Source organism: Allobosea sp. GW821-FHT09G06, assembly GCF_059416005.1.
In genome coordinates, this window is sequence record NZ_JBWKOI010000001.1 from 1,170,903 (window position 1) to 1,192,572 (window position 21,670).

Consider the following 21,670-nt stretch of genomic DNA (forward strand, 5'->3'; position numbering starts at 1 on the left):
CAAGCCGTTGCGAGGACGTGTTTACAAGCTGTGAGATCGATTCCTGTTTTCCGGCGCTTTGCTGTAAATTGTGGCACGAATCGTGTGAGCCGGCTTCGATCTGAAAGGAGAGCGACGGTGGCGAGCCTGATGCTGGACAATGCCTTGGCCCGTCTCGATACGGCGCTCGGGCAGCTGGAGGCGGCGGCGCGGCGGCGGGTCGAGGCTGAGCGTGGACGTGGCAATCTCGAAACCGAACTCGCCCTGATGCAGGACGACCGGGCGCGGCTGGCGGCCGAGCTCGACGGCGCGATGTCGCGCCTCGGGCAGGTCGAGACGGCCGCGGCCGATGTCGACCAGCGGCTGGAGCGGGCGATGAACGTCGTCGGCGCGGTGATCGCGCGGGTCGAGGCGCAGCAGCCGCCGGAGCCCGAGGCCACTCAAAGCTAAAGCGGAACTGGAGACCGAATGCCGCAAGTCAACGTCATGATTTCCGGGAAGGCCTACCGCATGGCCTGCGGGGAGGGCGAGGAGGCCCATCTCGAAGGGCTCGCCCGGTTCTATGACGAGAAGATCGGCGAGATGCGGCAGGCCTTCGGCGAGATCGGCGACATGCGGCTGCATGTCATGGCGGCGCTGATGGTGGCCGACGAGGTCCATGAACTGAAGCAGCGACTGGCCAAGCTGGAAGCCGATCTCGCGGCGACGCAGGGCAATGCCGGCGCTGCCGACGAGCGCCTCAGCGAGGTCGAAGACCGGGCGGCGGAAGCGCTGGTCGCTGCGGCCGAGCGCATCGAGGGCGTGGCGCGGAGCCTGATCCCGACCGCGGTGGGGTGATAGAGACGAGCGTCATGCTCGGGCTTGACCCGAGCATCTCGTGAAGAAAAGGCGCCTCATCCTGCCGGAGATTCTCGGGTCTCCGCTTCGCTTCGCCCGAGAATGACGGCTTCGGAAAAATGAAAAAGGCCCCGGATGCTTCCATCCGGGGCCTTTCTTTTGTCGTGATGCGCGGATCAGACGCCGGGGGCGCCACCGGCGCCGTCCAGCACCGTGACCGAGCGGCGGTTCTGCGACCAGCAGGAGATGTCGTTGCAGACCGCGACCGGGCGCTCCTTGCCGTAGGATATGGTGCGCATGCGGTTGGCCTGGATGCCGCGCGAGGCGAGGTAGTCACGAACGGTCTGGGCGCGGCGGGCGCCGAGCGAATAGTTGTACTCGCGGGTGCCGCGCTCGTCGGCATGGCCTTCGACGGTGAAGCTGTAGCGCGGGTAGCGCTGCAGCCAGCCGGCCTGCTTGTCGAGGGTGGCGGTCGCGGTCGAGGTCAGGTCGGTCGAGTCGGTCTCGAAGAAGACGCGGTCGCCGACATTGACGACGAAGTCCTGCGCGCTGCCCGGGGTCGCGGCGCCGCCGGCACCGAAGCCCGAGCCGTCGGCGTTCTGGTCCTTGGCGCAGGCGCCGAGCGCGAGCGTGGCGGCGATGGCGGCGGCGAAACGGACGGCACGGCCGCCGGAAACAAAAGTGGTCAACATGGCTGGACTCCGGGCAATCGAATGATGTGGCGGGGCACTTCGGGGAAGGCTTCGCGATGCCTCATCAATGAAGTGTCAACCTAAACGAGACCTTGCCAAATCAGGGCGAAGTGGCGGCATTGCGGCTTATGGTTAACCAATTATGGCGAAAGATGTTTGCGGCACTGGCTGTTGCGTCGCGAACACAGGGATAGCCTGCGCTTCGGGCGGAAATGCGTCGCGGCTGTCGTCTCGTCCCGCTTCGAGCGGGGTGCCTGCGCCTAAGGCCAAAAGGAGCCGCGGTTTTCGGGTTGACGAATTCATAGCTGGATGGTTATGGAATAATTCATAGCCACTTGGTTATGGTTTTTCGATGCCCGACACACATGACCTGCTCTTCAAGACCCTGGCCGATCCGACCCGGCGCGGAATTTTCGAACGCCTGTGCAGTCAGGGCGAGCAGACGGTCGTGGCGCTGACGGCGCAGGCCGGCGTGTCGCAGCCGGCGGTCTCGAAGCATCTGGCCGTCCTGAAACAGGCCGGGCTGGTGCGGGACCGGCATCAGGGCCGCCAGACGCATTACAGCGCGCAGCTCGCGGCGCTCGCGCCTCTGGCCGACTGGACGAACCGCATGGCCGGATACTGGGAAAGCCGGTTCGACGATCTCGAAGACCTGCTCAAGAGGATGGACCAATGACCGAAACCCGCTCCGTCATCGTCGAGCGCGAGATGCCCCATCCACCGGAAAAGCTCTGGCGGGCGCTGACGCAGCCGCATCTGATCGCGGAATGGCTGATGAAGAACGATTTCGTGCCGAGCGTCGGCCACCGCTTCAACCTGCGCGGCGACTGGGGCGGTGTGCTGGATTGCGAGGTGCTGACCGTCGAGCCCAATCGTTCGCTGTCCTATAGCTGGGACTTCGCGCATGACGACCCGGCCTTTGCCCTCAAGAGCGTGGTGACCTTCACGCTGACGCCGTCGCCCCGGGGCACGCATCTGCGCATGGAGCAGGTCGGGTTCCGGCCGGAGCAGAAGCAGGCCTTCGGCGGCGCCAAGGCAGGCTGGCAGCAGTTCTTCGCCAAGCTCGAAGAGGTCACGGCACGCGCCGACTAGGGCAGCGCCGCCTTCCTCTCCTCTCCCACAAAAAGGAGGTCTTCTTGACCTGGAATATCGCAATACGGCAGGGCCATCGCTGGCTGTCGATGATCTTCACGGCCACCGTTCTCGCGAATTTCATCGCGATGGCGCGCGGCGAGCCGCCGGCCTGGATCGTCTATTCGCCCTTGCTGCCGCTTTTCCTGCTGCTGTTCAGCGGGCTCTACCTGTTCATCCTGCCCTATACCGGCAGAGGGCGCGGCACCCGCAAGGTCGAGGGGTAAGCCCAACTCTTCGGCCGAGCGCGAAAAAATCGCGCAAACGCGGCGCGCAATTGCAGCGCATCTTTCGCGTTCCCCGGTCTATCGTGGTGCACACGGCCCGATGACTGCCTCGGTCCGCCTTCCTGTTCCGACCGGAGATCGCGATGGCCCATTCCCTCAAGTCCGGCGCCGCGAGCGTGACGCCCCTGCGTGGTCCGAACCAGCCCGATCTCGATTCCGATATCGTCTGGGAAGCGCGCCGGGACCTCGCCGCGACTTTCCGGATGGCGGCGCGCTATGGCTTCGAGGAGGGCATCTGCAATCATTTCTCGGCGCTGGTGCCGGGCCATGACGACCTCTTCATCGTCAATCCCTATGGCTGGGCCTTCCGGGAGCTGACGGCCTCGAAGCTCCTGATCTGCGACTTCCACGGCAATGTCGTTTCAGGCGAGGGGCAGCCGGAGGCGACGGCTTTCTACATCCATGCCCGCATCCACAAGAACATCCCGCGTGCCAAGGTCGCGTTCCATACGCATATGCCCTATGCGACGGCGCTCTCTATGACCGAGGGCGATCCGCTGATCTTCGCCGGCCAGACGGCGCTGAAGTTCTACGGCCGCACCGTGGTCGACCGCGACTATAACGGGCTGGCACTGGATGAGCGCGAGGGCGACCGCATCGCGGCTGCGGTCGGCGATGCCGATATCGTCTTCATGAAGCATCACGGCGTCATGGTGCTCGGGCCGAACATCGCCGAGGCCTGGGATGATCTCTACTATCTGGAGCGGGCCTGCGAGGTGCAGACGCTGGCGCTCTCGACGGGTCGGCAGGTCAAGCCGGTGAAGCCCGAAATCGCGGAAGCGGCCTATCGTCAGATGCGTGAGGGCGATCCGGAATCGGCGCGCCTGCATCTCGCCTCGATCCGCCGGCAGCTCGACACCGAGGAGCCGGTCTATCGCGACTGAGCCGGCAGGATCGCCAAAGAAAAAGCCGCCCGGAATTGTCGGGCGGCTTCGAAGAGAATGTGACTGACGAGCGCCTTGCGTCTCAGCGCTGGCCGCTGAGCAGGGGCGACCAGGTCGGGTCGGATGCGAAGGCCGGGGTCGGCACGGGCACTTCGACGCGGCCGGTGATGTCGACCATATAGAGCTTGCCGCCGGACTGGCCGCCGGGATCGCGGAAGAACATCAGGTACTGGCCGTTCGGCGCCCAGTTCGGGGCTTCGTTATGGAAGCCCTCGGTCAGGATGCGCTCGCCCGAGCCGTCCGGCCGCATCACGCCGATAGCGAAGCCGCCGCCGCCCTGACGGGTGAAGGCGATGAGGTCGCCGCGCGGCGACCACGAGGGCTGCGAATAGCGGCCCTGGCCGAAGGAGATGCGCTGGCCCTCGCCGCCGCCGGCAGGCATCACATAAAGCTGCTGCTGGCCGCCGCGATCGCTCTCGAAGACGATACGCGAGCCGTCCGGCGCATAGGAAGGCGAGGTGTCGATCGCCGCCGTCGAGGTCAGGCGCGTGGTCGAGCGCGAGCCGATATCGATGGCGTAGAGATTGGCGTTGCCGCCCTGCTGCAGCGAGAGCACGACGCGCTGGCCGTTGGGCGCGAAGCGCGGGCTCGAGCTCATGTCAGGGAAGTTGCCGACGACCTGGCGCTGGCCGGTCTCGATGTTCAGGACCTGCACGCGCGGCTGCTCGCCCAGGCGCTGGGTCATGAAGGTGACGTCCTGCGAGACCGGCGAGTAGCGCGGCGTCACCACCGAGGTGTCGCCATTGGTCAGGTAGCGCACATTGGCGCCGTCCTGGTCCATGATGGCGAGGCGCTTGCGGCGCGTCTCCTTCGGGCCGGATTCGTCGACGAAGACGACGCGGGTGTCGAAGAAGCCGCCTAGGCCGGTGACCTTCGAGAAGATCGCGTCCGAGATGATGTGGCCGACGCGGCGGGCATTGCTCGGGTCGGTGAAATATTGCTGGCCGTCGGTCTGGGTGCCGGTCGCGACGTCCCAGAGCCGGAACTCGGCGCGGATGCGGCCGGCATCGCGCGCGACGCGGCCGGTGACGAGGGCCTGCACGCCCGCCGCCTTCCAGGCGTCGAAGCGCGGCGCGGCGTCGAAGGGCGGGTTCGCTTCCGGGAAGCGGCCCTTGTCGACGGGCGTGAAATAGCCGCAGCGCTTCAGGTTGTTGGTGATGACGCCGGAGACGAGCACGCCGCCCTCGCCGCCGAAATCGGCGATGGCGATCGGCATCGGCTGGAAGGCGCCGCCGCGCAGGTCGATGACGAGCTCTGCCTTGGCCGCGGCGGGCACGAGCAGTGCCGCGCCGGCGGTGGCGAGGAGGCGGCGGCGCGTCGGCGCAGCCGCGAGGAAGGGGAGGGGGGTACGGTCGATCATCGGGGTCACATGACGTCCCTGGCGTCGAAATTGACGACGACATCGCGCCAGTCGTCGTAATAGGAGGCGAACTGAGCCGGGATGCGCAACGGCGCGCAGCGGCGGGTGGCGGTCAGCGCCGAATCGGCGGCGACCCGGAAGAGCGGATCCGCGGACGAGTTGATCACGCCGGGCTGGCCGATGAGCGAGCCGTCGGTGTTCAGCTTCATCCGCACGGACGGCACGACATTGCCGCTGCCATGGGCGTTGGCGAGCGCGATCGGCACGTTCCAGCACTTCAGGAGCTGGTCCTGGATGATGCCGATGAGCTGGGCCCGGAGCGAGGGGCTGAGCTTCTGCGACGACCCGCGCTCGGTGCCGAGCGAGGCCGTGCGGTTGACCTGCGGCGCGGAGGAGCCGGAGGACTGCGCCTTCTCCTTCGACTGAAGCAGCTTGGCGATATCGCTGGCGTTGAAGTTCTTGGCGATCTCCGCCTCCTTCTTCGCCTTGGCCTCGGCTTCCTGCTTGGCCTTCGCTTCGGCCGCGATCTTCGCCTTCTGCTCGGCTTCGGCCTTCGCCTTGGCGGCAGCCTCCGCCTTTTCCTTCGCGGCCTTCTCGGCTTCGGCCTTGGCGACAGCCTCGGCCTTGGCCTTCGCATCGGCGGCGCGCTTGGCGGCCTGGGCATCGGCTTCCGCCTTGGCCCTGGCGGCGGCCTTCGCCTCCTCCTCGGCCTTCTTCGCCTTGGAGGCGAGCTCGGCCTCCTCGGCGAGCTTGGCCAGTTCCTCGCGCTTCTGCTCGGCCTCGCGCGCCGCGGCGGCCTCGCTCTTCTGCGGTGGCTGCTTGGCGGGCTCGGGCGGCTTGGCCTCGGGTTTCGGCTGCTCGACAGGGCGGGCCGGGGGCGGGGGCGCGACCGCGTTGTTCTCGGCGGTCTTCAATTCGGGCGGGCGCGAGGGCGGGGCCGGCGTGTCGGCCTTGGCCTCGCCTGCTTCCTTGCGCTCGACGGTTTCGGACTGGCGCTCGGCGCGCGGGGTCGGCTGGGCCTGGACCTTCTCGGCGCTGCGCTCGCCGCGCGTCACCTGGTTCAGCGCGCTGGGGTCGATCACCTCGACGGCGATCGCCTCCTCATTATCCGGCAGCGGCGCAGGCGACGAGAACGCCAGCAGCCCCGCGACGAGGAACGTCGCGTGGCCGAGCGCCGACACCAGCATGCCAGGTTCGGAGGTCGAAAGCTTCACGCCCTTAACGTCCTTACTCTCTAACTCTCAGCTCTCAGCGGCTCGGCTCGGTGACGAGCGCGACCCGCTTGAAGCCGGCGGCAGTGATGGTCGACATCACCGAGGCGACACGGCCGTAATCGACCTGCTTGTCGCCGCGAACATAGACGCGCTCGTCGAAGCCCTGCTTGGCCAGGCCCTGGAGCTTGGCGACGAGGTCGGGCTCGAGCGTCGGCTCGTCCTGAAGGAAGATCTGGCCCTTGCTGTCGATGGCGATGGTCAGAGGCTTCTGGTCGACATTGATCGGCTTGGCGCCGGTCTGCGGCAGGTCGAGCGGCACGCCGGTCGCGATCAGCGGCGCGGCGACCATGAAGATGATGAGCAACACAAGCATGACGTCGATGAACGGCGTCATGTTGATCTCGGCGATGGCGCCATGGCGGCGTCCGCGCCGGCCCCGGCGGCCGGAACCGCCCTTTGCGCCTGAAGCGGCTGACATACCCATCGGTCAGGTCCTCACGCTGCCATGCGCTCGTCGATCTGCCGCGACAGGATCGCGGAGAACTCGTCGGCGAAGGCTTCGAGACGACCCTGGGCCTTGGAGACCTCGGCCTGGAGCTTGTTGTAGGCCATCAGCGCGGGGATGGCGGCGAAAAGGCCGATCGCGGTGGCGAAGAGCGCTTCGGCGATGCCGGGCGCGACGACCGCGAGCGAGGAATTCTTGGAGACCGCGATCGCGGTGAACGAGGTCATGATGCCCCAGACGGTGCCGAACAGGCCGATGAAGGGCGCGGCCGAGGCGATGGTCGAGAGCACGAGCAGCCCCGATTCCAGCCGTTCCGTCTCACGCTGGATGGTGACGTCGAGCACCTTGTCGATGCGCTGGGGGAGGCTGGCGACCGAGCGCCCACCATTCTCGAAGGAGCGCTTCCACTCGCGCATCGCCGCGACGAAGACTGCGGCCATGTCGTTGACCGGCTTGCTGGCGAGGTCGCGATAAAGCTCCTCGAGCGAGCGGCCGGACCAGAACACCTCCTCGAAGGCGTCCATGTCCTTGCGCGTGCGCCGATAGAGCAGGGTCTTGTCGACGATGATCGACCAGCACCAGACCGAAGCGCCGAGCAGGCCGATCATGACCAGCTTGACGACGATGTGTGCGTGCCAGAACAGCGTCCAGAACGACATGTCGATCTGCGGCGCGGCCTGCGCGACGTCGGCGGGGTTCATCCTGTCATCCTTCTCAACCCAGGCGGTACGGCCGATGCTGAAGGCTTCAAGGCTCCAGCCCCGGCCCAAACCCCGCCGCTTGCGTCGCGGGAGACCCACGCCGCCGCCCGATCCGCGATCCGGGGAAATGCCGTATCCCTCCAATCGCGCGTGAATCCGGCGAAAGATGGGCCGAAACGGGGTTTCCCACGGAACGCATGCTCCAGACCGAGTTAAGCATCCGGCAAGGTTAATGTGGGGTATACGCCGGAGATGCGGCGCGGACGCGACGGCGGAAAAAGCCGCGGGCGTCTTTCACGAGCGGATCCAGGCGGGAGGCGCCGCTTCGGCAGGTGGTCAGTATTCCGCGTAGATCTCGATGATCGTCGCTTCGGGATCGCGGAAGAACAGGGTGCGGTGTCGCCAGGCGGGAATGTCGGTCGGCGGCCGCAGGATCGGCACGCCGGCAGCGATCAGCTCCTCATGGCAGCGCTCGAACGCGGCGAGCGGCACGCGGAAGGCGAGCTGGACCGGCGCCGATGCGGGCGGGATCGGCCCATCGTCGCAGACCGGCCAGACCCCGCGCGGGCGCAGGGCGACCAGGCTCGAGCCGACGCGGAAATCGACCCAGGTCTCGCGGTCGGTCTCGATGGGGAAGCGCATCACATCGCGATAGAAGGAGCGCGTCTCAGCCATGCGATCGCAGAGTATGACGGTGTAGTCGAGATTGCGGGTGTCGCGCAGGCTCATGGGGGCGGTTTCGTCGTGCTGTTGGGGGCAGCATCGTAGATCGGCGGACGCGCGATGTCTGCTGACGCCCCTTAGCTGACGTTGTTCAGAACGAAAAAACCTCACCGAATGGGCCTGACGGGGCAAGATGGCGGTGTTCGGAGCCCGGCAGCTTTTCTCAGCCGCCAGGAAACCCAATGTGTCAGTCAGTGATGTTTCGCATTTTGCTCGCGATATCGTTCAAGGCACCGGTGATTGGATTATGGCCGTTGTTTCGCCGCCCAAATGAACTGGTTTTCCCTGGCACGGCGACCTGTCCTTCGCCAATGACGCGTTCGCGATCGTCGCTACCCTTCACGCGATACTGGGGCTCGCCATTCATGCGCGTCGGCAGAAGTCGGGTGACAGCGTAGGTGCCGGTGGCATTCTGGTCATGAAAGCCAAATGCTAGGCTGACTCGGTCTCCGACCTTGAAAAGATGCGACATGTCTCGCTCCTCAATTTGAAAGCCCCCTGGAGCCGAGAGCGAGCTGAACGTCCTTTGGAAAGGCCGAGGCGGGGAACTCGACCCGTCAATGGATCGTCGGAAAGTGGAGCTGCGTTCCTGCTACCAGGCTTGGTAAGCCAGTCTTCGCGATTTGAGCGGTGAACTCGGCCATTGCCGCTTCGTCCGTCGCAAATTCAGATAGCCAGATGGTCCAGCCGCCGTCGGTGTGGACAAGCTCGAGCGTCCATCCGTCAGACCAGGCCAGCTGATAAATCTCCACCTGCACCGTGACGCCGGCCTGGTAGAAACTCCTGCAAAGCGGAGACCGCTTCGTTCCGTTATCGTCCATCTGAATTCACAGCTGCGCTCCCCTTGTGAAGGCGAGTGCAGCAAGGGCTCGCTTGGGCACAGGACGCTTTCAAGCCACCCTGTCCAGCTGCGGCAACGGGCGCCCGACCACCGTCATGTACCGGTCAGTCCAGTTGGTTACTGCGAGTTCCACTGCTGTGCCGCCCTCGCAATGAAGGAGGACCTTGTAGGAAAACTCGCTGGGATCGGTGTGCTCCGTTTCGACAATCAGATACCCGACCCAATGATGCTCCTGATGAGAGCCAAACTGGTACGTGACAGGCAGCGTCCGACCGCTTCGCAAGGTGACTGAACCAATTCCGTTGAGCATGGTGAGTTTCTCCGGCTGGAGGCGCCCACGGCTCCGCCCAGCAGGGTTTACGCCTGAGGCTGCTGTGAGCCTAGCCTTAAGACTTGACCGCGAGCGGCCGGCCTGAACGGCGGCCAAAGCGCCCCTTGGCTCGAGAGATGAGTTGGCCGAGGTCCGTTGCAAACCGGATATGACGCTCGGAGTGGCTGACGACATGCGCAACGAACGCATTGCCCTCGCCCAAGGCGATTTTAATGGGCTTGAGGAAAGTGCTCTGATCGATTGACCGGATGTTGCCAATAAGAATGCCGCGGCAGCCGCTAGCTGCGTGGGAACGCAAAAGGCAATAACCGACAAGAAGATCCGTACCGTCGCGCAGGATCAACCTGCCGTGGCCGGGTTGCATAATTCTCTCGATTATGATTGCCGGCCGAAATGCTCGGGCGGGAGGGCGGTGCGCAAAGGCAGCACTGCTCATACAAGGCGCTTCAATTGCACGAATAGCAAGAAGTAATTGTGATTATTGGAGGCGGTACGCTCCAAGGTGGCATAATGCCGGTCAGCGTTCGCTCCCGATCCATGGCTGACCTTCGAAGCGAGAGCACTTGGTCCCAGTGATCCCGAAAGAAAAGCCCGCCTCGAAGGATCGAGGCGGGCTGGATGATGTCCCGATGATGGGCAGGGCCGTTCTCAGGCCGCGTCGGGCTGGGCCGGGGTGTTGGCCGGCGGGTTGTTGCGGCGCTCGGTCATGAACTGATCGAATTCGGCCTTGTCGCGGGCCATGCGCAGGCGGCCCAGGAAGTCGTGGAATTCGCGCTGCTCGTCCTCGAGGCGACGCAGCGTCTCCGCGCGGTACTCGTCGAAGGCGCGGTTGCCGCTGGAGGGGCCGCCGCGGCCCCAGCCGCCGAAGCCGCTGCCGAAGCCGCCTTCGCGGCCGGCCATGCGCTCGCGCAGGCGGTCCATCTTGCCCTGCAGGCGGCTCATCCGGTGTTCGTACCGGTCCCCGGCATATCCACAACCCATGCGTCCACTCCAGAAAAGAAAGGCCAGGGTCGCCAGACCCAACGGCCAGAACAGGATGAAGCCGAGAACCGCGAAGGCGATCCAGGCACCCTTTCCATATTCGTCCAGCTTCTCGACGATCGGCATTGCTCCCTCACTGAACCAGCGTGAATGTAAATCACATTTACATAGATGCGCCTGACCCTGCCGCTTGTCAAGAAGTGGGCTCGGCAAAAAGAATCAGCCGGACGTGGAGGGGCCGTTGCGGCCGATGCCCAGGCCCTGGAGGTAGATCAGCATGCCGGCCTCCAGCAGCTCCGCGGCCGACATCGGCAGGGGGCGGCGCCCGCCATCGGCGCGGCCGAACAGGGCGGCGACGCCATGCGACATCGCCCAGACATGCAGGGCCATCATCAGGGCCGGGGGCCGCTTGCCCTGCGGCAATTGCGCGATCAGCGCTTCGGAGGCCTGGCGCAAGCCGGCGAAGGCGCGGTCGGCGGCGGCGCGCAGTTCCTGACTGGCGTCGAGCGGCACGCCGGCCTCGAACATCGCCGAGTAATAGGCGGGCTCGTCATGGGCGAAGGCGAGATAGGCGCGCCCCAGCCGGTGGAAGGCGGTCTCGGGATCGGGCCGGCCCTGGTCCCAGGCGTGCGACAAAGCCGCCTCGAAAGCCTGGAAGCCACGGGCCGCGACATCGGCCAGGAGTTCGTCGCGGTCGCGGAAATGGCGATAGGGCGCGGCCGGGCTGACGCCTGCCATGCGCGCGGCCTCGGCGAAGGTGAAACCGTTGGGACCCTTCTCGCCGATCAGCCCGAGGGCGGCCTTCACCAGCTCCTCCTTGAGGTTGCCATGGTGATAGCCGCGGGGTGTCTCGGGGCGGTCGCGCTTCCAGCTCATGTAAGGAGCGCTAACATGCGGGTGGGGCTGCGTCGACTGTCGCGGAGGTTCTCAGTCGTCGAGCATCAGGCGCTTGCGCAAGCCGTCGGGGATGCGGCGGGCACGTCCGCCGCCGACGCAGGCGACCTTGACCGCGGCGGTGATCAGCACCTCCTCACCGCGTAGCACGCGCTGTTCGAGGTCCATGGTGGCGCCCCGCGCCTCGACCGAGCGGGTCTCGACGGTCAGCAAGTCATCCATCACGGCCGGTCGCAGGAAGTCGATGGTCATCTTGCGCACGGCGAAGCCGAGCGCCGTCTCGCCGTCGAAGAGTTCGCGCTGTTCGACGCCGAGCGCGCGGATCAGTTCCGTGCGGCCGCGCTCCATGAAACGCAGATAGGAGGCGTGGTAGACGACGCCGGAAAAGTCGGTGTCCTCGTAATAGACGCGAACCTCGATGCGATGGACCCTGCTCATGGTACTCCGGAGCGGTTTCGAACGGCTGAAGCTGCCATAGACCAGGAGGTATGGCTTCGGAAAGGCTGGAACTGCTTTGCCGAAGAGGCGTTGCCCGTTGCGTGATCACAGCAAGGGAGGATCCGTCATGGCGCAATCCAGCAAGGCGACCGCGAGGCTGCTCGACAAGGCCGAGGCCGATCTCGTCGCCCGGACCCATCGCAGCGCGATCGGGGCTCTTCCGGACGATGAGCTGCGCGACCTCTCCGCCAAGTTGCGTGAGCGCCGCGACAAGGCCCGCGACGGCGCTCGCCGCCAGAAGCGCGAGATGCGCGGCAAGGCCGAGCCGAAGGGTGCCAGGGCCGCGACCGACAATACCGGCACGAAGGCGAAGGCCGATGCGCTGACGGCGGCGCTGAAGCGCGTCGGCGCCGAGCGCACGCGTCGCGAGGAGAAGGCCAAGTTGCCGAGCCAGCGCAGCCTCGCGCGGAAGGCGCTCGCCCTCAAACAGCGCCAGCTCGCGGCCGAGAGGCCTGCCAGCCGCACGGCCGGCAAGGGCATGCGGCCGGTCGAGAATCCGAAGGCGGTGAAATCAGGTGCGCTGAACGATGCCGGCGCGCGGCCGGCGATGATGCGCTCGAAGATCGCGCGGCAGTCGTAGACGCTGCCGAGTGATCTCGGAACCACGGCGTCATCCCGGGCCTGCCCCGGGATCCATCGAAGGGTCGCGGAGCTCTACGATGGATCCCGGAGCGGCGCCGCTAACGCGGCTTGTCCGGGATGACGGCGTGGGTCTCCAGAAAATCGGCAGGCTTTCCCCTACAGGCGTTCAGCGTTTGCAGGGCTTGCCCATGAAGGAGCCGCAATCATAGGGCTGCGAGAACTGTTCGCGGACCGAATAGGCCTTGCCTTCGAAGCTGTTGACGATGTCGTCGATGCGCCAGCCGCCATTTTCGCGGAGCATCCTGAACTCGACGACGACCGGCTTGCCGAAGCTGCGGAAATTCGCGAGCACCGTCGCCTTGCCGGCCGCGACGGGGATCGTGTCCAGGCTCAGCTTCTTCACCTCGCCGTCCTGACCGTTGATGAAGGGGTCGGCACCGATATGGCCCATTTCGCCGGCCTCGTCCTGAAAGAGGTCGTCGCGGGCGAAGAGGGCGGCGAAGTCCTTCGTCATCAGCTTGTCGCGATGCGGCGGGCGCCAGGGCGGCGCACCGCGCCCGGCGAGCGTCTTGACCGTGATCGCATAGGCCTCCTTCACCGGGCCCGAAGGTACGCCGTCATCGGCGAGGGCAAGGCCGGCCGCCAGCAATCCGAAGACGGTTGCGGTCGGCGCGACGAGATGGGTGGCTGACATGGGCGACCTCCGAGGCGATACCTGATCGGTGAAGCGCGGCGGGCGGTCGCGCATCCTGCATATGCCGGACGATGCGCCGCCTTATTCGCCGTCCTCATCGCTGCCGAACAGCCCGAACTGCGCCGTCTCGCGCGAGGGCTCGGGCATGCCGAGATGGCGGAAGGCATGGGGCGTCAGCAGGCGCCCGCGCGGGGTGCGCTGGATGAAGCCCTGCTGGAGCAGGAAGGGCTCGATGATCTCCTCGATCGCGTCGCGCGGCTCGGAGAGCGAGGCGGCGATGGTCTCGATCCCGACCGGGCCGCCGCCGAAATTGATCGCGACGGTAGTGAGATAGCGCCGGTCCATCTGGTCGAGGCCGATGGCGTCGACATCGAGCAGGGAGAGCGCCTTGTCGGCGACCTTGCGGGTGACGATCGGGTCGCCGTCGACGATGGCGAAGTCGCGCACGCGCCGGAGCAGGCGCCCGGCGATGCGGGGCGTGCCGCGGGAGCGCTTGGCGATCTCGTTGGCGCCGTCGTCGGACATCGGCACGCCGAGCACACGGGCGCCGCGCGCGACGATGCCCTGCAATTCCTCGACCGTGTAGAACTGCAGCCGGATCGGGATGCCGAAGCGGTCACGCAGCGGCGTGGTCAAAAGGCCGGCGCGGGTGGTGGCGCCGACGAGCGTGAATTTGGGCAGGTCGATCTTGACCGAGCGGGCGGCGGGGCCTTCGCCGATGATCAGGTCGAGCTGATAATCCTCCATCGCCGGATAGAGGATTTCCTCGACCGCTGGGTTGAGGCGGTGGATCTCGTCGATGAAGAGCACGTCGCGCTCTTCGAGATTGGTGAGCTGGGCGGCCAGGTCGCCGGCCTTGGCGATGACCGGGCCCGAGGTCGAGCGGAAATTGACGCCGAGCTCGCGCGAAACGATCTGCGCCAGCGTGGTCTTGCCGAGACCGGGTGGGCCGACGAAGAGGACATGGTCGAGCGCGTCGCCACGGCTCTTGGCGGCGTTGATGAAGACCTGGAGATTGGCGCGCGCCGCCGCCTGGCCGGTGAAATCGGACAGAGACAGAGGACGCAGCGAGGTTTCGCTGTCGTCATCGCGGCGTTCGGCCGTCATCAGGCCGGAGCGTTTGGGTTCGCTCACAGCGCGATCTCCAGCTCGATGGCGTCGTGGATCGGAATGTCCTTGTACCCCGTCTTGATGATATCAGGCACGACCGAGCGGTAGTGGTCGATCGCCTCGATATAAAGCCCCGAGAGGCGAAAGCCGCGGCGCTGGTAGAAGGTCATGCCGGGCATGTTGTCATTGGTCAGCATGGCCTTGAGCCTTTTCGCGCCGGCCTTGCGCGCGGCGAAGATCACGGCGTCGAGCATCTGGATCGCAACGCCTTCGCCGGGTTTCAGCGAATGGAGCGCGCAGAGATAGGCGCTGTCGCCCCGCACGGTCCAGCTTGCCAGTGCCGCCGTCTTGCCCGAGCCGTCGAACAGGCCGAGCGCGTCGATCTCGGCGACATCGTAGACGTGCAGGTCGATCATCATGCTGTGCGAGCCCCAGCTCGCCAGCATGATGCGGCACAGCTCGGTCTTGTCGGTGACGACGCGCAGTTGAAGCTCGTCGGGCGCTTCGCTCACTTCGCCAGTTCCTTCAGGCCCAGCTTGATGAGCTGGGCCGTGCCGGCCCCATCGCCGGCGGCCTTGGCCGCAGCCGCAACCGCTGCCACCGCCTGCGCCTGAGGATAGCCGAGATTGGCGAGCGCCGACACGGCGTCTGCGATCGGTTGAGGCAGCTTGCGGTCTTCGAGCGCGCCGGCGAGCTGGGCGACGCCCGGATCGATATGGCCGAAGGCCGGGGCCTTGTCCTTGAGCTCGGCGCAGAGGCGCTGTGCCAGCTTGGGGCCGACGCCGGGCGCGCGGGCGATCGCGGCCTTGTCGTTGGTGGCGATAGCGGTGGCGAGCCCGCCCGGATCGAGCGTCGAGAGGATCGCAAGCGCGACCTTGGCGCCGACGCCCTGCACGACCTGCATCAGGCGGAACCAGTCGCGCTCATTGTCAGACATGAAGCCGTAGAGGCGGATCGCATCCTCGCGGACATGGGTCTCGATCGAGAGCGCGGCCGCCTCGCCCGGCTGGGGCAGGCGCTGGAGCGTGCGCGCCGAGCACTGCACGACATAGCCGACCCCCTGCACGTCGATGATGACGTGGTCCTCGCCATAGGAATCGATCAGGCCCTTGAGCTTGCCGATCATCGTCTCGTTCCCCCGGCCGTCTCGTTCAACCCGCCGCTCGCATCTGCGCGACCAGCGCCTTCATGCCGCGATGCTGGGCATGGCAGATCGCGACGGCAAGTGCGTCCGCGGCATCGGCCGAGGAGGTCTCGGCCTTGGGCAGGAGCACGCGGATCATCGCCTGGACCTGCTTCTTGTCGGCATGGCCGACGCCGACCACGGTCTTCTTGACGAGGTTGGCGGCATATTCCGCGACATCGAGCCCGGCGAGCGCCGGTACGACCAGCGCGATGCCGCGGGCCTGGCCGAGCTTCAGCGCCGATTGCGGGTCGCGGTTGATGAAGGTCTCCTCGACGGCGGCCTCGTGCGGGCGATGCGCGGCGAGGACCTTGTTCAGGCCTTCGTGCAATTGCCGCAGGCGCTGGCCGAGCGACAGGGTGCCGTCGCTCTCGATGCAGCCGCAGGCGACGAAGGAGAGCTTGCTGCCTTCCGAGATCACGATGCCCCAGCCGGTTTTCCGGAGGCCGGGATCGATGCCGAGGATGCGAATCGGAGGTGCCATGACGGGCTCAACCTAGCGGATGTTTCGGATTTGTCCCGCGCCGAGACGGGCGACGGGACGGGGCGGGATGAATTCCCCTGATCGATGACATCAAAAAGGAAAGTTGTTCTTGCTGCCGGCCTGCGGGCATGGTTCGCCGCATCTTTCTTCTCCAGCCGGCTCCATGTCCTCGATCCTGTCTTCCTTCATGCCCGGCGTCTCGGCCTCCGGCATCGCCGTCCTGCTGGCCGCGACGCTGCTCGGCGGGCTCGTGCGCGGCTTCACCGGCTTCGGTTTCGCCATGGTGTTCATGCCGCTGGCCTCGGTCGTGTTGGGGCCGGTAGCGGCGCTCGGCCTGATCTGGTTCATCGACCTGCCTTATGCGCTGCCGATCGCGGCGCGCAGCGCCCGGCAGGCGGAATGGCGCGAGATCCTGCCGCTGCTGCTGACCGCGACGCTGGCGCTGCCGGCCGGCATCTGGCTGCTGATCTGGCTCGACCGCGAGACGATGCGTTGGGTGCTGGCCTTGCTCGTGCTGATCGCGGTCGCGCTGATGGCGTCGGGCTGGCGCTATCACGGGCGGCCGACGATTCCGCTTTCGCTCGGGGTCGGGGCGCTGTCCGGTCTGTTCAACGGCATGGCCTCGATCGGCGGCATGCCGCTCGCGGTGTTCTGGCTCGGCGCGCAGCGCAACGACCGGCACAAAACGCGGGCCAACCTGCAGGCCTTTTTCGGCGTTTCGACGCTGATCAGCGGCACGGTCTTGTGGTGGAAGGGAATTCTGACCGGCGGCGCCTTGCTGATGGCGGTGCCGCTCTTCGCCGTCTACGGCATCGGGCTCTGGGCCGGAACGCATGGCTTCCGGCTGGCCTCGGAGGAGACTTTCCGGCGCGGGGCCTATCTGGTGATTTTTCTCAGCGCGCTGATCAGCCTGCCGCTCTGGGATGTCGTGATCGGGCGGTAGGAGACGTCGCGGGCATCCGCGTTCTCGACGCCATATCGAGGCCGCAAAAACGCAAATGGCCGAGACGGGCCCGGCCATGATGCGGAAGGTGCTGGCTTCGGCTCAGGCGCTGAGCTTGGCCATGATGTCGTCGGCGATCTCGAAATTGGCGAAGACGTTCTGGACGTCGTCGTCGTTGTCGAGCGCTTCCATCAATTTCATCATCGAGGCCGCCTTGTCCTCGTCGAGCGGAGCGGAAGTCGTCGGGCGCCAGACGGGTTTGGCCGAGGCGGGAGCACCCAGCGAAGCTTCGAGCGCCTTGGAGACCTCGTTCAGCGCGTCGAAGGCGCAGAGGATGGTGTGGCCGTTCTCGTCCGAGATCACGTCGTCGGCGCCGGCTTCGATCGCGGCTTCCATCAGCTTGTCGGCGTCGCCGGCCTCCGGCGGATAGCTGATCTCGCCGACGCGGTTGAACATGAAGGAAACGGAGTTGCTTTCGCCCAGCGCGCCGCCCGACTTGGTGAAGTAGGAGCGCACGGCGGAGGCGGTGCGGTTGCGGTTGTCGGTCAGCGCCTCGACGATGACGGCGGCGCCGCCCGGGCCGTAGCCCTCGTAGCGGACCTCATCATAGTTGTCGCCTTCGCCGCCGGCCGCCTTGTTGATGGCGCGCTGGATGTTGTCCTTCGGCATGTTCTCGGCGCGCGCGGCGAGTACCGCCATGCGCAGGCGCGGGTTCATGTTGATGTCGGGCATGCCCATCTTGGCGGCGACGGTGATTTCGCGGGCCAGTTTCGAGAACAGCTTGGAGCGCACGGCATCCTGCTTGCCCTTGCGGTGCATGATGTTCTTGAACTGTGAATGGCCGGCCATGGGAGCTCGTTACCTTCGAGGGTTGCGGCGGAAAGCGCTGGAAGCCGGCCTTATAGGCGCCGGCTCCGCCCGCGCGCAAGCGCTGCGCGGGCCGTAAAGCGTCAGGAAATCCAGGCTTCCGGCACGGCCTGGCTGAGATGTGGGCCGACGCGCACGGCCCAGACCGCTTTGGCCAGGCCGGTCGCATCGTCGATATCGACCGCGACGCCGGAGAGCGTGCCTTCGCCGGTCGCCGGCTCGAGGCGGGCGCCCGGCACCTTCTGCAGGAAGCGGCGGACCGGCTCGTCCTTCTGCATGCCGAGCACGGAATCATAGTCGCCGCACATGCCGGCATCGGACTGGTAGGCGGTGCCGCCGGGCAGGATGCGGGTGTCGGAGGTCGGTGCATGGGTATGTGTGCCGACGACGAGGCTGGCGCGGCCGTCGAGGAAATAGCCCATGGCCTGCTTCTCGCTGGTCGCCTCGGCATGGACGTCGACGATGACGGCGTCCGCCACTTCGCCGAGGGGGCAGGCGGAGAGTTCGCGCTCGACTGCGGCGAAGGGATCGTCGAGCGCGTCCATGAACAGCCGGCCCATGACGTTGACGACGAGGACGCGGGCGCCGTTGCGGGCCTCGATCACGGTCGCGCCGCGGCCGGGCGTTCCCGGCGGATAATTGGCCGGGCGGATCAAGCGATCCTGCCTGTTAATGAAGACGAGGGCCTCGCGCTGGTCCCAGGAATGGTTGCCGAGCGTCACGACATCGGCGCCAGCGGCGAGGATCTCGTCGCAGATCGCTTCGGTGATGCCGAAGCCACCGGCCGAGTTCTCGCCGTTGATGATGACGCAGTCGAGCTTCCAGGCCTCGCGCAGGGCGGGCAAACGCTCCTGAACCGCAATCCGGCCGGGGCGGCCGACGATGTCACCGAGGAAGAGAAGGCGCATGAAACAGACTCGAAAACCGCGAAGGCTTTCTCCCTCGCGCGAAGGCGCGCGGGAATCAACCGCAACGAAGGGCTTCGCGCTCGGTCACGATCCAGTCGAGGCGCCGGTCATGCGGCTCTTCCGGCACCGCGTCGATCTCCTGCGCGGCGTAGCCGATGCCGATGCTGACGGTCGGGCCAAGTTCGGAGAGGGCGCGGTCGTAATAGCCTTTGCCGTAGCCGATGCGGTAGCCGCGCCGGTCGAAGGCGGCGAGCGGCACGAGCAGGATCGTGGGGTTCAGCTCCGCCTGGTCGGGCGCGGGAACGAGCGTGCCGAAGCCGCCGGGCACGATCGGTTCATAGGGCGCCCAGCGCCGGAAGATCATGCGCTTGTCGACGATAGCCGGCAGGCAGAGCGGCAGGCCGCGCTCATGCAGGGTTTCGAGGATCGGGCGGGGATCGGCCTCCGAGCGCATCGGCCAATAGGCCGAGACGGGCCCGGTGCTGCCCTTCCAGACTGGGAGGGCAAGGGCGTGGGCGGCGATCTCCGCATCCCATTCCAGCCGATTGTCGAGATCGAGCCCGTCGCGGCGGGCCAGCGCTTCCGCGCGGAGGGCCGCTTTGCGCGGGGAGGGCGGAGCGTGCGTGTCGGACGTCATCGTCATGAAGGTTGCGGAGCCACCTCGGCCGTGGAGTTTTGAATCCCGGGACACCTACAGAAGTAGGTGGGCGCCGTGTGTCCGGATCCAGGGACCCGGTCAGGGACAGCTCCCTAGGGAGTCGTATGGGCCCGGGGAATGCTGTCTCGCACGCACCAGGCAGCCCCGCTCCGCCAATGTAGGGTCGTCGCCGGCAAAGCGCCAGTGGTTCTTTATGCGTTTGCCCTAGGTTTGCACATGGCGCGCCTCTGATCAGGCCCGCCATGAAAATGTTCATATTTTGGCCGTGGTGAGCTGATGGTATAGAGACGCGCGCGACATGTACGGAAACCGGTCTCAACGATGCTTCGTTCTCTCCTAGCCCGCCATCTCTCCCGTCCGGGACTGGCCGCTTTGGCGCTCTCCGCTGCGTTGGCCGGCGGCGTTGTGCCGGCCACGGCGCAGGACGCGGCCGATCTGCTGGTCCGCACGACGCGGCTGGAAAACCAGCTGCGCCAGATGTCCGGCCAGATCGAGCAGCTCCAGTTCGAGAATCGGCGGCTCTCCGAGCAGCTCCGCAAGTTCCAGGAAGACGTCGATTTCCGCCTGAACGAGAAGGGCGGTGGCGGGCGTCCGAGCACGGCGGCTCCCGGCCCGGCGGGCGCGCCGCCTGCCGGCGGAGCGCCGCAGCGCCAACGCCGCGGCGACGCCTTTGATCCGACGATGCAGCAGGGTGCCGCCGGGGCGCCCCAGCAGCTCGGCGGCGGCGGCGCGATCGCCGGCATCATCGAGGATGATTATGCCGGCGGCCCGGCCACGGGCCAGCCGCTGGACCTGCAAGGTGTCGGGCGGCCGGTGCCGCAGGGCGGGTTGCCGCAGGACAGACCGCGCGGCGCGAGCGTCGCCGCCGCGAGCGGCCCGCAAAGCGCCAAGGATGCCTATGACCTCGCCTTCGCCTCGCTCCAGCGCAAGGAATACGAGCAGGCCGAGATGGGTTTCCGCCAGTTCCTGCAGAGCTATCCGCGCGACCGGCAGGCGGTCGATGCGACCTATTGGCTCGGCGAGAGCTATCTCCAGCGCCAGCGCTATCGCGAGGCGGCCGAGCAGTTCCTGAAGATCTCGCGGGAATCGCCGAAGGCGGCCAAGGCGCCGGACAGCCTGCTCAAGCTCGGCATGTCCCTGAATGGGCTCGGCGCCAAGGAACAGGCCTGCGCCACCTATGCCAAGGTCGGCGTCGACTATCCCAGCGCCTCCAACACGGTGCGCCAGGGTATCGTTCGCGAACGCCGCCGCTCCGGCTGCGCTTGAGCGCGGCCCCGATCGCAGACAACATCGCGCCGGTCTCGCTCGTCGAGGCCGGCGCTGCTTTTAAAGGGCTGTCGGATGAGGCAGCACTGCTTGTCGCCGTATCCGGCGGGCCGGATTCGGTGGCGCTTCTGGCGCTTCTGGCCGCTTGGGCTCAGCTGCCCGGTCGCCCGGCTCTCCATGCTGCGACGGTCGATCACGGGTTGCGCCCGGAATCCGCCGAGGAGGCTGCCGCTGTCGCGGGCCTCTGCGCCAAGCTCGGCGTTGGCCATGCGACCCTGCGCTGGGAAGGCAGAAAACCGGCGAGCGGCGTACAGGCTGAAGCGCGCCGGGCCCGCTATGCCCTTCTGGCGAACGAGGCGAGGCGACTCGACGGCGCGACGCTGGTTACGGCCCATACGCTCGACGATCAGGCCGAGACGATGCTGATGCGGCTCTCCCATGGCTCCGGCCCTTCCGGGCTCGTCGGGATGCGCGGGCGTAGCGAGGTCGATGGGGTTCCGTTGGCAAGGCCCTTGCTCGGTATCCCCAAGGCGCGCCTCGTCGCGACGGCAGAAGCACGCGGGTTGTCTTTCGTCCGCGACCCCAGCAATCGCGACCAGCGGTTCGAGCGGGTGCGCTGGCGGGAGGTGATGCCGGTACTGGCGGAGCAGGGGCTGACGGCAGAGCGGCTGGGGCGGCTGGCGGAGAGAATGGCGCGACTGGACGAGGCCGCCGCGCATCGTGCCAGCAGGGTGCTGGCGGAGGTGATGTTGCCGGCTGGAGCGACCGAAGGTGGTCTGCGCCTGCGTTTCTCCGCACTCGTCACGGAGCCGGAAGAGATCGTCCTGCGGGTTCTTGGGCTGGCGCTCGATGCGGTCAGGCCGGGAAGTGAAGGCTACGGCCGGCTGGAGCGGCTGGAGGCCTGTGGGGCAGCTTTGGTGGAGGCGGCCCGCGCCGGTTCGACCTTGCGGCGGACCTTGTCGGGCTGCATTCTCTCGCTCGGCCGCGACAGAGTCCTGGCGCTGCAAATCGAGCCCCCTCGCAGACGCGGTGTTCACCCTTCGGCGTCATAGTGCCG

Annotated in this window: 31 protein-coding genes and 1 other RNA gene; 10 read left to right on the top strand and 22 right to left on the bottom strand. The window is 66.7% G+C overall.

Annotated elements, in window-relative coordinates; genetic code table 11:
• The first annotated feature begins 117 nt into the window (after positions 1-117).
• Together AC07NY_RS05620 and AC07NY_RS05625 are read left to right on the top strand one after the other, a co-directional pair.
• The gene (locus AC07NY_RS05620) at positions 118-429 is read left to right on the top strand and encodes a DUF4164 family protein (protein WP_492285014.1); all 312 of its coding nucleotides are present in this window, start codon (positions 118-120) and stop codon (positions 427-429) included.
• An 18-nt stretch (positions 430-447) separates the two neighbouring features.
• Positions 448-816 (top strand): cell division protein ZapA, encoded by a 369-nt coding sequence (locus AC07NY_RS05625; RefSeq protein ID WP_047580412.1) that lies wholly within the window; start codon positions 448-450, stop codon positions 814-816.
• Between the two features lie 176 nt (positions 817-992).
• Here AC07NY_RS05625 and pal read toward each other — a convergent pair whose 3' ends face one another.
• On the bottom strand, positions 993-1,508 hold the full coding sequence (gene pal, locus AC07NY_RS05630) for a peptidoglycan-associated lipoprotein Pal (RefSeq protein ID WP_257731164.1): 516 nt from the start codon (positions 1,506-1,508) through the stop codon (positions 993-995).
• 352 nt (positions 1,509-1,860) lie between these two features.
• On the opposite strand from pal, the gene AC07NY_RS05635 reads away from it, so the two are divergent.
• The 4 genes from AC07NY_RS05635 to AC07NY_RS05650 all read left to right on the top strand — a co-directional run bounded on the left by AC07NY_RS05635 (position 1,861) and on the right by AC07NY_RS05650 (position 3,810).
• The gene (locus tag AC07NY_RS05635) at positions 1,861-2,184 is read left to right on the top strand and encodes an ArsR/SmtB family transcription factor (protein ID WP_492285012.1); all 324 of its coding nucleotides are present in this window, start codon (positions 1,861-1,863) and stop codon (positions 2,182-2,184) included.
• A complete protein-coding gene (locus AC07NY_RS05640; protein ID WP_494582397.1) occupies positions 2,181-2,600 on the top strand; it encodes an SRPBCC family protein in 420 nt (139 codons plus the stop codon). Before AC07NY_RS05635 ends, AC07NY_RS05640 begins: the two co-directional genes overlap by 4 nt.
• 44 nt (positions 2,601-2,644) lie before the next feature.
• Positions 2,645-2,866: a hypothetical protein gene (locus AC07NY_RS05645; protein WP_494582399.1), complete on the top strand. Its 222-nt coding sequence runs from the start codon at positions 2,645-2,647 to the stop codon at positions 2,864-2,866.
• Between the two features lie 143 nt (positions 2,867-3,009).
• Positions 3,010-3,810, top strand: a complete 801-nt coding sequence (locus tag AC07NY_RS05650; protein ID WP_494582401.1) for an aldolase — start codon at positions 3,010-3,012, stop codon at positions 3,808-3,810.
• A gap of 82 nt (positions 3,811-3,892) precedes the next feature.
• Here the strand turns inward: AC07NY_RS05650 and tolB are convergent, their stop codons facing one another.
• The 12 genes from tolB to ybgC form a co-directional block, all read right to left on the bottom strand.
• Positions 3,893-5,230 (bottom strand): Tol-Pal system beta propeller repeat protein TolB, encoded by a 1,338-nt coding sequence (gene tolB, locus AC07NY_RS05655; RefSeq protein ID WP_494582403.1) that lies wholly within the window; start codon positions 5,228-5,230, stop codon positions 3,893-3,895.
• Positions 5,231-5,235: 5 nt separating this feature from the next.
• The gene (tolA, locus tag AC07NY_RS05660; RefSeq protein WP_494582405.1) at positions 5,236-6,444 is read right to left on the bottom strand and encodes a cell envelope integrity protein TolA; all 1,209 of its coding nucleotides are present in this window, start codon (positions 6,442-6,444) and stop codon (positions 5,236-5,238) included.
• A gap of 34 nt (positions 6,445-6,478) precedes the next feature.
• The gene (gene tolR, locus AC07NY_RS05665) at positions 6,479-6,922 is read right to left on the bottom strand and encodes a protein TolR (RefSeq protein WP_374678693.1); all 444 of its coding nucleotides are present in this window, start codon (positions 6,920-6,922) and stop codon (positions 6,479-6,481) included.
• Between the two features lie 17 nt (positions 6,923-6,939).
• On the bottom strand, positions 6,940-7,650 hold the full coding sequence (tolQ, locus tag AC07NY_RS05670; RefSeq protein WP_492285006.1) for a protein TolQ: 711 nt from the start codon (positions 7,648-7,650) through the stop codon (positions 6,940-6,942).
• A 336-nt stretch (positions 7,651-7,986) separates the two neighbouring features.
• Positions 7,987-8,379 (bottom strand): VOC family protein, encoded by a 393-nt coding sequence (locus AC07NY_RS05675; protein WP_494582406.1) that lies wholly within the window; start codon positions 8,377-8,379, stop codon positions 7,987-7,989.
• Positions 8,380-8,560: 181 nt separating this feature from the next.
• Entirely contained in the window at positions 8,561-8,845 is a 285-nt protein-coding gene (locus AC07NY_RS05680; protein ID WP_494582407.1) for a hypothetical protein, read from the bottom strand.
• Between the two features lie 85 nt (positions 8,846-8,930).
• The gene (locus tag AC07NY_RS05685) at positions 8,931-9,194 is read right to left on the bottom strand and encodes a hypothetical protein (protein WP_494582409.1); all 264 of its coding nucleotides are present in this window, start codon (positions 9,192-9,194) and stop codon (positions 8,931-8,933) included.
• Positions 9,195-9,263: 69 nt separating this feature from the next.
• The gene (locus AC07NY_RS05690) at positions 9,264-9,524 is read right to left on the bottom strand and encodes a hypothetical protein (RefSeq protein ID WP_492285003.1); all 261 of its coding nucleotides are present in this window, start codon (positions 9,522-9,524) and stop codon (positions 9,264-9,266) included.
• 76 nt (positions 9,525-9,600) lie between these two features.
• Entirely contained in the window at positions 9,601-9,909 is a 309-nt protein-coding gene (locus AC07NY_RS05695) for a hypothetical protein (protein WP_492285002.1), read from the bottom strand.
• Between the two features lie 284 nt (positions 9,910-10,193).
• The gene (locus AC07NY_RS05700; RefSeq protein WP_494582412.1) at positions 10,194-10,652 is read right to left on the bottom strand and encodes a DUF2852 domain-containing protein; all 459 of its coding nucleotides are present in this window, start codon (positions 10,650-10,652) and stop codon (positions 10,194-10,196) included.
• A gap of 93 nt (positions 10,653-10,745) precedes the next feature.
• Positions 10,746-11,402 carry a TetR/AcrR family transcriptional regulator gene (locus tag AC07NY_RS05705; protein ID WP_492285000.1) on the bottom strand — a complete coding sequence of 219 codons (657 nt, stop codon included), beginning with the start codon at positions 11,400-11,402 and terminating at the stop codon, positions 10,746-10,748.
• A 51-nt stretch (positions 11,403-11,453) separates the two neighbouring features.
• Positions 11,454-11,858, bottom strand: coding sequence for a tol-pal system-associated acyl-CoA thioesterase (gene ybgC / locus AC07NY_RS05710; protein ID WP_494582414.1), 405 nt, complete (start codon positions 11,856-11,858; stop codon positions 11,454-11,456).
• Positions 11,859-11,985: 127 nt separating this feature from the next.
• Here ybgC and AC07NY_RS05715 point away from each other — a divergent pair, with 127 nt between their 5' ends.
• Positions 11,986-12,498, top strand: coding sequence for a hypothetical protein (locus AC07NY_RS05715; protein ID WP_494582416.1), 513 nt, complete (start codon positions 11,986-11,988; stop codon positions 12,496-12,498).
• Between the two features lie 168 nt (positions 12,499-12,666).
• Here AC07NY_RS05715 and AC07NY_RS05720 read toward each other — a convergent pair whose 3' ends face one another.
• From AC07NY_RS05720 to ruvC, 5 genes are all read right to left on the bottom strand, one after another.
• Positions 12,667-13,194, bottom strand: a complete 528-nt coding sequence (locus AC07NY_RS05720) for a DUF3828 domain-containing protein (RefSeq protein WP_494582417.1) — start codon at positions 13,192-13,194, stop codon at positions 12,667-12,669.
• Positions 13,195-13,275: 81 nt separating this feature from the next.
• A complete protein-coding gene (ruvB, locus tag AC07NY_RS05725) occupies positions 13,276-14,301 on the bottom strand; it encodes a Holliday junction branch migration DNA helicase RuvB (protein WP_492286076.1) in 1,026 nt (341 codons plus the stop codon).
• A gap of 23 nt (positions 14,302-14,324) precedes the next feature.
• Positions 14,325-14,816: a GNAT family N-acetyltransferase gene (locus AC07NY_RS05730; protein ID WP_494582419.1), complete on the bottom strand. Its 492-nt coding sequence runs from the start codon at positions 14,814-14,816 to the stop codon at positions 14,325-14,327.
• On the bottom strand, positions 14,813-15,430 hold the full coding sequence (gene ruvA, locus AC07NY_RS05735) for a Holliday junction branch migration protein RuvA (protein WP_091857051.1): 618 nt from the start codon (positions 15,428-15,430) through the stop codon (positions 14,813-14,815). The genes AC07NY_RS05730 and ruvA overlap by 4 nt, the downstream gene beginning before the upstream one ends.
• 25 nt (positions 15,431-15,455) lie before the next feature.
• Entirely contained in the window at positions 15,456-15,971 is a 516-nt protein-coding gene (gene ruvC, locus AC07NY_RS05740) for a crossover junction endodeoxyribonuclease RuvC (protein ID WP_494582422.1), read from the bottom strand.
• A 163-nt stretch (positions 15,972-16,134) separates the two neighbouring features.
• Between ruvC and AC07NY_RS05745 the strand changes: the two genes are divergently transcribed.
• A complete protein-coding gene (locus AC07NY_RS05745; protein WP_494582423.1) occupies positions 16,135-16,914 on the top strand; it encodes a TSUP family transporter in 780 nt (259 codons plus the stop codon).
• Positions 16,915-17,016: 102 nt separating this feature from the next.
• Here the strand turns inward: AC07NY_RS05745 and AC07NY_RS05750 are convergent, their stop codons facing one another.
• The 4 genes from AC07NY_RS05750 to ssrS all read right to left on the bottom strand — a co-directional run bounded on the left by AC07NY_RS05750 (position 17,017) and on the right by ssrS (position 19,495).
• Entirely contained in the window at positions 17,017-17,763 is a 747-nt protein-coding gene (locus AC07NY_RS05750) for a YebC/PmpR family DNA-binding transcriptional regulator (RefSeq protein ID WP_494582424.1), read from the bottom strand.
• Between the two features lie 101 nt (positions 17,764-17,864).
• A complete protein-coding gene (locus AC07NY_RS05755; protein WP_494582426.1) occupies positions 17,865-18,689 on the bottom strand; it encodes a TIGR00282 family metallophosphoesterase in 825 nt (274 codons plus the stop codon).
• Positions 18,690-18,744: 55 nt separating this feature from the next.
• Positions 18,745-19,332, bottom strand: a complete 588-nt coding sequence (locus AC07NY_RS05760) for a 5-formyltetrahydrofolate cyclo-ligase (RefSeq protein ID WP_494582427.1) — start codon at positions 19,330-19,332, stop codon at positions 18,745-18,747.
• A 6-nt stretch (positions 19,333-19,338) separates the two neighbouring features.
• A non-coding RNA gene (gene ssrS, locus AC07NY_RS05765) (6S RNA) lies at positions 19,339-19,495 on the bottom strand.
• Positions 19,496-19,668: 173 nt separating this feature from the next.
• Between ssrS and ybgF the strand changes: the two genes are divergently transcribed.
• Together ybgF and tilS are read left to right on the top strand one after the other, a co-directional pair.
• Positions 19,669-20,613, top strand: coding sequence for a tol-pal system protein YbgF (gene ybgF / locus AC07NY_RS05770; protein ID WP_494582428.1), 945 nt, complete (start codon positions 19,669-19,671; stop codon positions 20,611-20,613).
• Complete coding sequence (gene tilS / locus AC07NY_RS05775) at positions 20,610-21,665, top strand: tRNA lysidine(34) synthetase TilS (protein WP_494582430.1); 1,056 nt, start codon at positions 20,610-20,612, stop codon at positions 21,663-21,665. Before ybgF ends, tilS begins: the two co-directional genes overlap by 4 nt.
• Positions 21,666-21,670 lie beyond the last annotated feature (5 nt).

What these genes read in the sequence shown, in the direction of transcription:
- AC07NY_RS05625 (WP_047580412.1), top strand. Translation starts at nt 448, where the DNA reads ATGCCGCAAGTCAACGTCATGATTTCCGGGAAGGCCTACCGCATGGCC.
- pal (WP_257731164.1), bottom strand. Translation starts at nt 1,508, where the DNA reads ATGTTGACCACTTTTGTTTCCGGCGGCCGTGCCGTCCGTTTCGCCGCC.
- AC07NY_RS05635 (WP_492285012.1), top strand. Translation starts at nt 1,861, where the DNA reads ATGCCCGACACACATGACCTGCTCTTCAAGACCCTGGCCGATCCGACC.
- AC07NY_RS05640 (WP_494582397.1), top strand. Translation starts at nt 2,181, where the DNA reads ATGACCGAAACCCGCTCCGTCATCGTCGAGCGCGAGATGCCCCATCCA.
- AC07NY_RS05650 (WP_494582401.1), top strand. Translation starts at nt 3,010, where the DNA reads ATGGCCCATTCCCTCAAGTCCGGCGCCGCGAGCGTGACGCCCCTGCGT.
- tolB (WP_494582403.1), bottom strand. Translation starts at nt 5,230, where the DNA reads ATGATCGACCGTACCCCCCTCCCCTTCCTCGCGGCTGCGCCGACGCGC.
- tolR (WP_374678693.1), bottom strand. Translation starts at nt 6,922, where the DNA reads ATGTCAGCCGCTTCAGGCGCAAAGGGCGGTTCCGGCCGCCGGGGCCGG.
- tolQ (WP_492285006.1), bottom strand. Translation starts at nt 7,650, where the DNA reads ATGAACCCCGCCGACGTCGCGCAGGCCGCGCCGCAGATCGACATGTCG.
- AC07NY_RS05675 (WP_494582406.1), bottom strand. Translation starts at nt 8,379, where the DNA reads ATGAGCCTGCGCGACACCCGCAATCTCGACTACACCGTCATACTCTGC.
- AC07NY_RS05680 (WP_494582407.1), bottom strand. Translation starts at nt 8,845, where the DNA reads ATGTCGCATCTTTTCAAGGTCGGAGACCGAGTCAGCCTAGCATTTGGC.
- AC07NY_RS05685 (WP_494582409.1), bottom strand. Translation starts at nt 9,194, where the DNA reads ATGGACGATAACGGAACGAAGCGGTCTCCGCTTTGCAGGAGTTTCTAC.
- AC07NY_RS05690 (WP_492285003.1), bottom strand. Translation starts at nt 9,524, where the DNA reads ATGCTCAACGGAATTGGTTCAGTCACCTTGCGAAGCGGTCGGACGCTG.
- AC07NY_RS05695 (WP_492285002.1), bottom strand. Translation starts at nt 9,909, where the DNA reads ATGCAACCCGGCCACGGCAGGTTGATCCTGCGCGACGGTACGGATCTT.
- AC07NY_RS05700 (WP_494582412.1), bottom strand. Translation starts at nt 10,652, where the DNA reads ATGCCGATCGTCGAGAAGCTGGACGAATATGGAAAGGGTGCCTGGATC.
- AC07NY_RS05705 (WP_492285000.1), bottom strand. Translation starts at nt 11,402, where the DNA reads ATGAGCTGGAAGCGCGACCGCCCCGAGACACCCCGCGGCTATCACCAT.
- ybgC (WP_494582414.1), bottom strand. Translation starts at nt 11,858, where the DNA reads ATGAGCAGGGTCCATCGCATCGAGGTTCGCGTCTATTACGAGGACACC.
- AC07NY_RS05715 (WP_494582416.1), top strand. Translation starts at nt 11,986, where the DNA reads ATGGCGCAATCCAGCAAGGCGACCGCGAGGCTGCTCGACAAGGCCGAG.
- AC07NY_RS05720 (WP_494582417.1), bottom strand. Translation starts at nt 13,194, where the DNA reads ATGTCAGCCACCCATCTCGTCGCGCCGACCGCAACCGTCTTCGGATTG.
- ruvB (WP_492286076.1), bottom strand. Translation starts at nt 14,301, where the DNA reads ATGACGGCCGAACGCCGCGATGACGACAGCGAAACCTCGCTGCGTCCT.
- ruvA (WP_091857051.1), bottom strand. Translation starts at nt 15,430, where the DNA reads ATGATCGGCAAGCTCAAGGGCCTGATCGATTCCTATGGCGAGGACCAC.
- ruvC (WP_494582422.1), bottom strand. Translation starts at nt 15,971, where the DNA reads ATGGCACCTCCGATTCGCATCCTCGGCATCGATCCCGGCCTCCGGAAA.
- AC07NY_RS05745 (WP_494582423.1), top strand. Translation starts at nt 16,135, where the DNA reads ATGTCCTCGATCCTGTCTTCCTTCATGCCCGGCGTCTCGGCCTCCGGC.
- AC07NY_RS05750 (WP_494582424.1), bottom strand. Translation starts at nt 17,763, where the DNA reads ATGGCCGGCCATTCACAGTTCAAGAACATCATGCACCGCAAGGGCAAG.
- AC07NY_RS05755 (WP_494582426.1), bottom strand. Translation starts at nt 18,689, where the DNA reads ATGCGCCTTCTCTTCCTCGGTGACATCGTCGGCCGCCCCGGCCGGATT.
- AC07NY_RS05760 (WP_494582427.1), bottom strand. Translation starts at nt 19,332, where the DNA reads ATGACGATGACGTCCGACACGCACGCTCCGCCCTCCCCGCGCAAAGCG.
- ybgF (WP_494582428.1), top strand. Translation starts at nt 19,669, where the DNA reads ATGCTTCGTTCTCTCCTAGCCCGCCATCTCTCCCGTCCGGGACTGGCC.